Source organism: Mycobacterium sp. NGS24 (assembly GCF_059813065.1).
Genome location: NZ_JCALDW010000001.1, coordinates 541,089 through 553,693 on the forward strand (window position 1 = coordinate 541,089; position 12,605 = coordinate 553,693).

Genomic DNA, 12,605 nt, shown 5'->3' on the forward strand with positions numbered 1-12,605 from the left:
CGTTTTTGAGATACTGCTGGAGTTGGCGATACTCACCAGCGACATTCTTGGTCGGAGGTCAGCCCGAAGTCGCCGCTTCGTGCAGCCACCTCGATGACTCGGCAGCAGCCGCAACCGACGGTCAACGACGACCAAATTAGGCGAGGGGTTCAGGTAATGGTTGATCAACTCCAGCATGCAACCGAAGCGTTGCGAAAGGCGCTGGTGCAGGTTGAACGCCTGAAGCGCACCAACCGCACGCTGCTGGAGCGGTCGAGCGAGCCGATCGCCATCATCGGAATGTCCTGCCGATTCCCCGGCGGCGTGGATTCCCCGGAGAAGCTGTGGCAGATGGTGGCCGATGGCCGCGACGTGATCTCCGAATTCCCCACCGACCGCGGGTGGGACGTCGGCGCGCTGTTCGACCCTGACCCCGACGCGGCCCACAAGACCTACGCGAACACCGGCGGCTTCGTCGAAGGCGTCGCCGACTTCGATCCCGCCTTCTTCGGAATCGCACCCAGCGAGGCGCTCGCGATGGATCCCCAGCACCGGATGCTGCTAGAGCTGTCCTGGGAGGCTCTCGAACGAGCCGGCATGGATCCGAGCGGACTACGCGGAACCGCGACCGGAGTGTTTGCCGGGATCATCGCACAGGGTTACGGCATGTTTGCCGAGGAGATCGAGGGCTACCGACTGACCGGCATGACATCCAGTGTCGCCTCGGGGCGGGTGTCGTATGTGCTGGGTCTGGAAGGTCCGGCGGTGTCGGTGGATACGGCGTGTTCGTCGTCGTTGGTGGCGTTGCACATGGCGGTGCAGTCGTTGCGGTCGGGGGAGTGCGATCTGGCCCTGGCCGGCGGCGCGACCGTCAACGCCACCCCGACCGTGTTCGTGGAGTTCAGCCGACACCGCGGCCTGGCTCCGGACGGACGCTGCAAGGCCTACGCGGGCGCGGCTGACGGGGTCGGATGGTCCGAGGGCGGCGCCATGCTCGTGGTGGAGCGGCTTTCGGATGCGCGGCGGTTGGGGCATCCGGTGTTGGCGGTGGTGCGGGGTTCGGCGGTCAATCAGGATGGTGCGTCGAATGGTTTGACGGCGCCGAATGGTCCGTCGCAGCAGCGGGTGGTGCGTGCGGCGTTGGCCAATGCGGGGTTGTCGGCTGCTGATGTGGATGTGGTGGAGGGTCACGGCACCGGTACCACGTTGGGTGATCCGATCGAGGCGCAGGCGTTGCTGGCGACTTACGGTCAGGGTCGGTCCGGTCAGCCGCTGTGGCTGGGCTCGGTCAAGTCGAATATGGGTCATACGCAGGCTGCTGCCGGGGTGGCCGGTGTGATCAAGATGGTGCAGGCGTTGCGTCATGAGGTGCTGCCGGCGACGTTGCATGTCGATGAGCCGAGCCCGCACGTGGACTGGACGGCGGGATCGGTCGCGCTGCTCAGCGAGCCGCAGCCGTGGCCCGAGCGTGAGCAGGCCCGCCGTGCGGCGGTCTCGTCGTTCGGGATCAGTGGCACCAACGCGCACGTCATCGTCGAATCGGTACCGCCGGCCCCACCCCGGGAGCCCGGTCCGGTGCGATCCGCGGTGCCGTGGGCACTGTCGGCCAAATCGGCGGCGGCCCTGCGGGCGCAGGCCGCCCGGCTGGCCGAGCACGCAACCGCCCACTCCGAACTGGATGTCGCCGACATCGGCTGGACGCTGGCGGGACGGACGTCCTTCGAGCACCGGGCGGTGGTGGTCGCCGATGACCGCGCTGGGCTGCTGAGCGGGCTGGCGGAAGTGGCGCAGGGGGACCTGGCCGGCACTGTCACCCACGGTGTGGCCCGACCCGCCGGCAAGACCGTTTTCGTCTTCCCCGGCCAAGGCTCCCAGTGGGTGGGGATGGGTGTCGACTTACTCGATACGGCACCGGCTTTCGCCCGCCAGATCGAAGCGTGCGCCGAGGTTTTCGCCGAATTCGTGGACTGGTCGTTGATCGACGTCCTGCGGGGCGCACCCGGTGCGCCCGGACTGGACCGGGTCGACGTCGTGCAGCCGGTGCTGTTCGCGGTGATGGTGTCATTGGCCGAGCTGTGGAAATCGCTCGGCGTCCGACCCGACGCCGTGATCGGTCACTCGCAGGGCGAGATCGCCGCGGCCTGCGTTGCGGGCGCATTGTCATTACGGGACGCCGCCCGGGTGGTCACGCTGCGCAGCAAGCTGCTCACCGGTCTGACCGGTCCCAGCGGCATGGTGTCCATCGCGTGCGACCTGGATCAGGTGCGGGAGTTGTTGGCGCCGTTCGGTGATCGAGTCGACGTCGCGGCGGTCAACGGGCCGGCGGCCGTGGTGGTTTCCGGGGACGCCGCCGCGCTCGAGGACCTGATTGCGCTCTGCACGGATCGCGAGCTGCGGGTGCGACGCATCGACGTCGACTACGCGTCGCATTCGGCCGAGGTCGAGGCGATCCGCGAGGAACTCACCACCGCGCTGGCCGGGATCGAGCCTGCCTCGTCGCGCACCACGTTCTTCTCCACCGTCACCGGAAACCGGTTGGACACAGCCGAGTTGGATGCCGACTACTGGTACCGCAACATTCGCCAACCCGTCCAGCTGGACCAAGCGGTACGCAGCGCATCCGAACACGGGTTCCGGGTGTTCATCGAGTCCAGCCCGCACCCGGCGCTGATCGCCGGCATCGAAGGCACCCTCGACGACTGTCTGGCCGGCGACGCGGAGCCGACCGTGGTGCCCACCTTGGGGCGCGAAGACGGTGGGTTGCGGCGGTTCCTGTGCTCGGCGGCGTCCGCCTATGTCGCGGGGGTGGCGGTGGACTGGCGCGGCGCGCTGGACGGTGCCGGTTTCGTGGAGTTGCCGACGTATGCCTTTGACAGGCGGCGGTTCTGGCTGTCCAGCGAGGCCTTTGACGCCGACGCTTCCGGTTTGGGACTGGTCGCCAGCGAACACCCGCTGATGCGCGCGGTGGTCGAGTTGCCGGCCTCGGGTGGGGTGGTCCTGACAGGTCGCCTGTCGCTGACCTCCCAGAGTTGGCTCGCCGATCACGCCGTGTCCGGGATGGTGGTGTTTCCCGGGACCGGATTTGTGGAGTTGGCGATCCGCGCCGGCGACGAAGTCGGCTGTTCGGTGGTCGACGAGCTGACCCTGCGATCGCCGTTGGTGATCCCCGCCGCCAATCCCATTGCGGTGCAGGTGGTTGTGGGTGCCGCCGCCGAAGAAGGCGGGCGGCGCAGCGTCTCGATCTACTCCCACGGCGACGTCGACGGTGCCTGGGTGTGCCACGCCGAGGGAACGCTGAGCGCCGGCGACGCCGAGCCGGGGGCCGATCTGTCGGTGTGGCCGCCGGCCGGTGCCGTCCCGATCGACGTCGCGGACGGCTACGAGCGGCTGGCCGAGCACGGTTACGGCTACGGTCCGGCGTTTCGCGGGTTGACCGCGTTGTGGGCCCGGGGCGAGGAGTTGTTCGCCGAGGTGAGTCTGCCGGAAACGGCGGGTGGTTCAACGGGTTTCGGGGTGCATCCGGCATTGCTGGACGCCGCCCTGCACGCGGCGGTGCTGGCCAACCCGGCCGCCGAGGTCCTGCTGCCGTTCTCCTGGCAGGGCGTGTCGTTGCACGCCGCGGGGGCTTCTGCGGTGCGGGCCCGGATCGCGCCGGTCGGGCCATCGGCGGTGTCGGTCGAGCTGGCTGACGGGTTGGGTCTACCGGTGTTGTCGGTCGCGGCCATGGCGGCCCGTCCGATCACCGAGCAGCGGCTGCGGGCGGCGGTCGCCGGGGCCGGACCGGACCGGCTGTTCGAAATGGTCTGGGCGCCGGCCGCCTCTGTGGGTGCCGAGGTGCCGACCTTCGAGATCTTTGAATCCGTTGCCGAATCCGTTGGCGCAGAAGACGACCCGGTGACTGCAAGCTACGAACGCACCCATCGCGCGTTGGCTGCGGTCCAGGCTTGGCTGACCGACCAAGAATCCGGAACGCTGGTGGTCGCGACCCGACGCGCTGTGGCGTTGCCGGGAGAAGACATCACCGACCTGGCGGGCGCGGCGGTGTGGGGTCTGGTGCGCTCTGCGCAGACGGAGAACCCCGGGCGGCTGGTTTTGGTTGATTCCGATGCGCCGCTTGACGATTCGACGATAGCCACGGCATTGACGGTCGGTGAGCCCCAGGTGGTGCTGCGCGAGGCGCAGGCCTACACGCCGCGGGTGCGCGCCAGTCGTGCCGTCGACGGCATCTTGGAACCGCCCAACGACGGCCCGTGGCGGCTGGGACTCAGCAGTGCCGGCACCTTCGAGAACCTGCGTCTGGAACCGGTGCCGAACGCCGACGCGCCGTTGCAGCCCGGTCACGTCCGGGTCGCCCTGCGCGCCATCGCGGCCAACTTCCGCGACATCATGATCACGTTGGGCATGTTCACCCATGAAGCGCTGCTCGGTGGCGAGGGCGCGGGCGTCGTCGTCGAAATCGGGCCCGGCGTCACCGATTTCGCGGTCGGCGACTCGGTGTACGGATTCTTCCCCGACACCAGTGGCACCCTGGTTCCCGGCGACGTCCGACTCCTGCTGCCGATGCCCTCGGATTGGACGTACGCCGAAGCGGCTGCCATCTCCGCCGTCTTCACCACCGCGTGGTTCGCGTTCGTGGACCTCGCCGCTGCCAAGCCCGGGCAGCGGGTCTTGATCCATGCCGCCGCCGGTGGGGTGGGCATGGCTGCCACCCAGCTGGCTCGGCACCTGGGCCTGGAGGTGTTCGGCACCGCCAGCAAGGGCAAGTGGGACACGCTGCGGGCCATGGGTTTTGACGATGATCACATTGGCGATTCGCGCAGCCTGGAGTTCGAGGAGAAGTTCCGCAGCATCACCGGTGCGGCCGGATTCGACATCGTGCTGGACTCGCTGGCCGGCGAATTCGTCGACGCGTCCCTGCGCTTGGTGGCCCCCGGCGGCATCTTCCTGGAGATGGGCAAGACCGACATCCGCGACCCGGGTGCGATCGCACAGCAGTATCCGGGTGTGCGCTACCGGGCCTTCGACCTATTCGAGCCCGGCCGTCCTCGTATGCACCAGTACATGCTCGAACTCGCCGAACTCTTCGACGCCGGCGTGCTGCGGCCACTGCCGGTGACGACGTTCGACGTGCGCCGTGCCCCGGCGGCACTGCGTTATCTGAGCCAGGCGCGCCACATCGGCAAGGTCGTCATGATGCTGCCCGATGTGTGGGCGCAGGGCACCGTGCTGATCACCGGCGGCACCGGGATGGCCGGTTCGGCCCTGGCGCGCCACGTCGTGACCCGGCACGGGGTGCGCCATCTGGTGCTGCTCAGCCGGCGCGGCCCGGATGCACCGGGCGCCGCGGAACTCACAGCCGAGCTGGAGGCTGCGGGTGCCCAGGTGCAGGTGGTGGCCTGCGATGCTGCCGACCGGCCGGCGCTGGCCAAGGTGATCGCCGACATTCCGGTGCAACGGCCGCTGTCCGCGGTGATCCACGCGACCGGCGTGCTCGACGACGCCGTCGTCACCTCCCTGACACCCGAGCGGATCGATCCGGTGCTGCGTGCCAAGATCGACGCTGCCTGGAACCTGCACGAGCTGACGCGCGACCTCAATGTGGGGGCGTTCGTGATGTTTTCGTCGATGGCGGGCCTGGTGGGCTCGTCGGGGCAGGCCAACTATTCGGCGGCCAACTGCTTCCTGGACGCGTTGGCCGCCCACCGCCGCGCGCACGGACTGCCCGCTATGTCGCTGGGGTGGGGGTTGTGGGAGCAGGCCAGCGCCATGACCGGCGGGCTGGACGCTGCCGACCGGGCGCGCCTGGGCCGCGAAGGCGTGCTGGCGCTGTCCTCCGAGGAGGCGCTGGAGCTGTTCGACACCGCGCTGATCGTCGACGAGCCATTCCTGGCGCCCGCCCGGTTGGATCTGTCCGCACTGCGGGCACACGCGACCGCGGTCCCACCCATGTTCCGCGATCTGGTGCATGCATCGTCCCGCCGTCAGGTCGACGACTCACTGGCCGCCGCCAGGTCGAAATCCGCACTCGCGCAGCGGTTGCAAAGCCTGCCCGAGTCTGAACAGCATGCCCTGCTGCTGGACCTGGTGCGATCGCACATCGCCACCGTGCTGGGAAATGTGACCGCCGAGGCCGTCGACCCCGACAAGGCGTTCCAGGAGTTGGGTTTCGACTCACTGACCGCGGTGGAAATGCGCAACCGGCTGAAAACCGCCACCGGGCTCTCGCTGTCGCCCACCCTGATCTTCGACTACCCCACGCCCAACGGCTTGGCCACCTATATCCGCACCGAACTCGCCGGTATGCCCCAGGAAGTCAAGCACGTGCCCGCGGTGCGCGCGACGGGGGAGGATCAGATCGCGATCGTGGGCATGTCCTGCCGCTACCCGGGTGGAGTGGCTTCGCCAGAAGAGCTGTGGGACATGCTGATCCAGGGCCGCGACGTGCTCACCGACTTCCCGACCGACCGCGGCTGGGATCTGGCCGGTCTGTACAACCCGGACCCCGACGTCGCGGGCACCTGTTACACCCGCACCGGTGGTTTCGTGGACGGTGTCGCCGACTTCGATCCGGTTTTCTTCGGCATCGGGCCCAGCGAGGCGCTGGCGATGGACCCCCAACAGCGGCTGTTCCTGGAGCTGTCGTGGGAAGCGTTGGAGCGCACCGGGATTGATCCGGCGAAATTGCGGGGCAGCGCTACGGGCGTGTTCGCCGGGGTATACACCCAGGGCTACGGGATCGGCGCGACGCAGTCCGCCGAGGGTTTCCGGCTGACCGGCCAGTCTTCCAGTGTCGCCTCGGGGCGGGTGTCGTATGTGCTGGGTCTGGAAGGTCCGGCGGTGTCGGTGGATACGGCGTGTTCGTCGTCGTTGGTGGCGTTGCACATGGCGGTGCAGTCGTTGCGGTCGGGGGAGTGCGATCTGGCCCTGGCCGGCGGGGTCACGGTGAACGCCACACCGGACATCTTCGTCGAGTTCAGCCGGATGCGCGGGTTGTCCGCCGACGGCCGGTGCAAGGCGTTCGCCGGGGCCGCCGATGGCACGGGTTTCTCCGAGGGCGGCGGCATGCTGGTGGTGGAGCGGCTTTCGGATGCGAGGCGGTTGGGGCATCCGGTGTTGGCGGTGGTGCGGGGTTCGGCGGTCAATCAGGATGGTGCGTCGAATGGGTTGACGGCGCCGAATGGTCCGTCGCAGCAGCGGGTGGTGCGTGCGGCGTTGGCCAATGCGGGGTTGTCGACTGCTGATGTGGATGTGGTGGAGGGTCACGGTACCGGTACCACGTTGGGTGATCCGATCGAGGCGCAGGCGTTGCTGGCGACTTACGGTCAGGGTCGGGCGGGTCGACCGCTGTGGCTGGGTTCGGTCAAGTCGAATATGGGTCATACGCAGGCTGCTGCCGGGGTGGCCGGTGTGATCAAGATGGTGCAGGCGTTGCGTCATGAGGTGGTGCCCGCGACGTTGCATGTCGATGAGCCGAGCCCGCACGTGGACTGGACGGCGGGTTCGGTCGAACTGGTGACCCAGGCGCGGCCGTGGCCGGCCGAACCGGCATCGGGCCGGGTGCGGCGTGCAGGTGTGTCCTCGTTCGGGATCAGTGGCACCAACGCGCACGTGATCATCGAGTCCGCGCCGGCTGTGGAAGTGGTCGACGCGGACGGGCCCAAACCGGCGGTGGTGCCATGGGTGGTGTCGGCGAAGTCGGCCCTAGCGCTGCAGGCGCAGGCCGCTCGCGTGGCCGATTACGTCACCGCCCACGCCGAGCTGGATGTCGCTGACATCGGCTGGAGCCTGGCGGGACGGTCGTCCTTCGAGCACCGGGCGGTGGTGGTCGGCGCCGACCGCGCAACGCTGCTGAACGGGCTCGCCGAGGTAGCGCACGGTGACCAGGCCGGCACTGCCATCCAGGGTGTGGCCCAACCCGGCGGCAAGACCGTCTTCGTCTTCCCCGGCCAAGGCGCCCAGATCCTGGGCATGGGCCGGGAATTGCACGCCACCTACCCGGTGTTCGCCGCGGCGTTCGACACCGTCGTCACCGAGCTGGATCGCCACCTGCTGCGCCCGCTGCGCGAGGTGATGTGGGGCACTGACGAAAACCTGCTGAATACAACGGAATTCGCGCAACCGGCGTTGTTCGCCGTCGAGGTCGCACTGTTCCGGCTGCTGGAATCCTGGGGTGTGCGAGCCGATTTCGTGATGGGCCACTCCGTCGGTGAGCTCTCGGCCGCCCATGTCGCCGAGGTGCTGGCACTGGAGAACGCCGCGGTCCTGGTCGCCGCACGCGGCCGGTTCATGCAGCGCCTCGACGCCGGCGGTGCCATGGTGGCGATCCAGGCCACGGAGGACGAAGTCCGTCCGCGCCTCAGCCCGGAGGTCAGCATCGCCGCCGTCAACGGCCCCGCCTCGGTGGTCGTCTCCGGCGCCGCGGCAGGGGTGGCCGCGGTCACCGAACACTTCCGCGCCGAGGGCCGCCGCGTGCACCAACTCGCGGTGTCGCACGCCTTCCATTCCCCGCTGATGGACCCGATGATCGACGAGTTCGGTGCGGTCGCGGCCGGACTTCCGGTCGGGCCGGCCAAGATCGCGGTCATCTCGAACCTGACCGGAGAACTCGTCGGAGACGACTTCGGCTCCGCTGCCTACTGGAAACGGCATGTCCGCGAATCGGTTCGCTTCGCCGACAGCGTCCGCTTCGCCCAATCGTCCGGCGCGACAAGGTTCCTCGAAGTCGGTCCCACCGGCGGTTTGACGGCCGCCATCGAGGAGTCACTGCCCGACGTCCCCGTCACCACCGTCTGTGCGCTGCGCAAGGACCGGCCCGAGCCGGTGACGCTGACCAATGCGGTGGCACAGGCTTTCGTCGTGGGCTCCAAGGTGGACTGGCAGGCCGTGCTGGGCCGTGCCCACTTCGTCGAACTGCCGACCTACGCCTTCGAGCGGCGCCGATTCTGGTTGTCCAACGGGACCGCCAACGTCGACGCGGCCGGTCTTGGGTTGACCGCCGGTGAACACGCGTTGCTCGGCGCCGTGGTCGACCTGCCGTCGTCGGGCGGAGTGGTGCTCACCGGTCGGCTGTCGTCGGCCACGCACGGCTGGTTGAAAGACCACGCCGTGGGTGGCGTGGTGATCTTCCCCGGCGCCGGTTTCGTGGAGCTGGTCATCCGCGCCGGCGATCAGGTCGGCTGCTCGATGGTCGACGAACTCACTTTGGCCGCACCGCTGCTCGTGCCGGAGGCAGGTTCGGTGGCGGTGCAGGTCGTCGTCGATGCCGCCACCGACACCGGCTCGCGTGCGGTATCGGTGTTCTCCCGCGCGGAGGGATCGGGATGGCTGCTGCACGCTGAGGGAACGGTCAGTTCAACACCCGCGCAGGGCGGTACCGATGTGACGGCGTGGCCGCCGGCCGGGGCCCAGCCGGTGGACATCGCAGGAACCTACGAGCGGCTCGCCGAATGCGGATACGGCTATGGTCCGGGCTTTCAGGGCCTGACCGCGATGTGGCGTCGCGGTGAGGACCTGTTCGCGGAGGTGACGTTGCCGGACGCGGCCGGGGTGTCGCCAGCAGGCTTCGGGGTGCACCCGGTGCTGCTGGACGCGGCGCTGCACGCGCTGATCGCCGGCGACGACGCCGCACTCGAGCGCAGCGACGGAGTCCTGGTGCCGTTCGCCTGGCAGGGCGTATCCCTGCACGCCGCCGGTGCGTCAGCGGTGCGGGCCCGCATCACACCCACCGGGCCGTCGTCGGTGTCGCTGGAACTGACTGACGCGCTGGGGTTGCCGGTGTTGTCGGTGGCCTCGATGGTGGCCCGCCCGGTGACCGAGCAACAGCTCAAGGCGGCGCTGACGGGTGCCGGCGGCGACCGGCTCTTCGAGGTGGTCTGGTCACCGTCGCCGACGGTCGCGGCGACGAGCATTCCGCCGTACCAGGTCTACGAATCCACCCCCGCCGTTGGTGCCGGCCTCGCCGGTGTCTACCGTGCCACCCACGCGGCGCTGCGCGCCGTCCAATCGTGGCTGGCCGAGCACGAATCGGGGGTGCTGCTCGTGGTCACCCGCGGCGCGGTGGGGGCGCCCGGCGCGGATGTCGAGGATCTGGCCGGTGCCGCCGTCTGGGGCCTGGTGCGTTCAGCCCAGACCGAGAATCCGGGCCGGATCGTGTTGGTGGACACCGATGTACCCATCGGTGACGACGAGGCAGCTGCCGTCCTGGCGGTCGGAGAGCCGCAGGTGTTGCTGCGTGACGGCGTCACCCACATCGCGCGGGTGCACGGCAGTCGCGCGGTGCGCGCGCTGCTGACACCACCTGCCGACGGGCCGTGGCGGTTGGCCATGAGCACCGCGGGCACCTTCGAAAACCTGCGCGCCGAACCGCTTCCCGACGTCGGCGACCCGTTGCCGCCGCGTCAGGTGCGGATCGCCACCAGCGCAATGGCCGCCAACTTCCGCGACGTGATGATCGCGCTGGGGCTCTACCCTGACCCGGATGCGGCGATGGGCGTCGAAGCCTCCGGCACGGTGATCGAAACAGGTTCGGATGCAAGCTGTTTCGCTGTCGGTGACCGGGTCGCCGGACTGTTCCCGGAGGGGACCGGAACCGTGGCCACCACCGACGAGCGGCTGTTGATCGGCATACCGGCAGGTTGGTCGGATGTCGAGGCGGCCACCGCCCCGGTCGTCTTCGCGACCGCGTACTACGCACTCAGAGTGCTGGCCGACGTGCAACCCGGCCAGCGGCTGCTGGTGCACGCCGCCGCGGGCGGCGTGGGCATGGCCGCGGTGCAGCTGGCCCGGCACTGGGGCGTGGAGGTCTTCGCCACCGCCAGCCGGGGCAAGTGGGACACCCTGCGCGCGTTGGGCTTCGACGACGATCACATCGCCGATTCGCGCAGCCTGGAGTTCGAGGGCAAGTTCAGTGCTGTCGCTGCCGCGAATGGCAGGGCCGCGGGATTCGACGTCGTGCTGGATTCGCTGTCCGGTGAATTCGTCGACGCCTCCCTGCGATTGGTCGCGGCGGGCGGGATCTTCCTGGAGATGGGCAAGACCGACATCCGCGATGCCGCCACCGTCGCCGAACAGCACCCGGGAGTGCGCTACCGCGCCTTCGACCTGTTCGAAGCCGGACCCGACCACATCCAGCAGCTGCTGGCCCAGCTGGCCGCGCTGTTCCGGGCGGGCGTGCTGAAGCCGTTGCCGGCCACCACGTTCGACGTGCGACGCGCACCCGCGGCGTTGCGCTACCTCAGCCAGGCCCGCCATGTCGGCAAGGTCGTGATGACCATGCAGTCGACCCTGGCAGAAGGCACCATCCTGATCACCGGCGGGACCGGTATGGCGGGTGCTGCGCTGGCCCGCCATCTGGTGCACCGCCACCGCGCAGGTCACCTGCTGTTGGTGAGTCGGCGCGGGCCGGACGCTCCGGGCGCGCTGGAATTGACCGCCGAGTTGACCGCCGCCGGCGCCGACGTGCAGGTAGTGGCCTGCGACGCCGCCGATCGGGACGCGCTAACCCGGGTCATCGGCGACATCCCGGCACAGCATCCGCTGTCGACGGTGATCCATGCGGCGGGAACATTGGACGATGCGGTGGTGACGTCGCTGACACCGGAGCGGGTGGACGCGGCGCTGCGGGCCAAGGTGGACGCGGCCTGGAACCTGCACGAATTGACCCGCGACCTGAAATTGTCGGCGTTCGTGATGTTTTCCTCGATCGCCGGCCTGGCGGGCGCCTCCGGGCAGGCCAATTACGCGGCCGGCAATTCGTTCCTGGACGCGCTCGCTGCCCACCGGCACGCGCAGGGCCTGCCCGCCGTCTCCCTCGGCTGGGGGCTGTGGGAACAGTCCGGCGGTTTGGCTGCGGGGTTGGGGCAGGCCGATCTGGCCCGCTTCGCCCGGGACGGGATCGTGGCGATGTCGTCGCAGGAAGCGCTGGAATTGTTGGACACCGCAGTCATTGTCGACGAGCCGTTCCTGCTGCCCGCCCACATCGACCTGGTGGCGCTACGGGCCAAGTTCGATGCGGGAACGCTGCCGCCGATGTTCGTCGACCTGATCAATGCGCCGGCGCGCCGCCAGGTCGACGACTCGCTGGCCGCCGCGAAGTCGAAATCCGCGCTGCTGCAACGGCTGGAGGGACTGGCCGAGGATGAGCAGCATGCCTTACTGCTGGATCTGGTGCGCTCACATATCGCCACCGTGCTCGGTAGCGGCACACCTGAGTCCATCCACCCGGACCGGGCCTTCCAGGAACTGGGCTTCGATTCGCTGACCGCGGTCGAGATGCGCAACCGACTCAAAGCTGCCACCGGTCTGCCGCTTTCGCCGACGCTGATTTTCGACTACCCGAACTCGGCGGCCCTGGCCGGCTACTTCCACCGCGAGCTGCTCGGCACCGACGGGCAGGAGGACCGGGCGACAGCAGCGCCCGGCGAAGAGGAGCTGCAGCGGGTCGTCGCGTCCATCCCCGTCAAACGGCTGCGCCAGGCCGGCGTGTTGGATCTGTTGCTGGCGCTGGCCGACGAAACCGCGAGCGCCGGCAACGGCGCGGTTCAATCCGGCCAGAAGGACATCGCCGAGATGGACCTCGACGACCTGGTCAACGCGGCATTCATGGACGACGACGAATAGTGGCGATT

Annotated in this window: 1 protein-coding gene; it reads left to right on the top strand. The window is 69.0% G+C overall.

Annotation, left to right across the window (positions count from 1 at the left end; all coding sequences use genetic code 11):
- Positions 1-156: 156 nt before the first annotated feature.
- Positions 157-12,597, top strand: a complete 12,441-nt coding sequence (locus AC5Y6Y_RS02500) for a type I polyketide synthase (RefSeq protein ID WP_499929234.1) — start codon at positions 157-159, stop codon at positions 12,595-12,597.
- Positions 12,598-12,605: the final 8 nt, after the last annotated feature.

Bases quoted from the DNA above. Each gene is read 5' to 3' on its own strand.
- AC5Y6Y_RS02500 (WP_499929234.1), top strand. From the start codon at position 157: ATGGTTGATCAACTCCAGCATGCAACCGAAGCGTTGCGAAAGGCGCTG.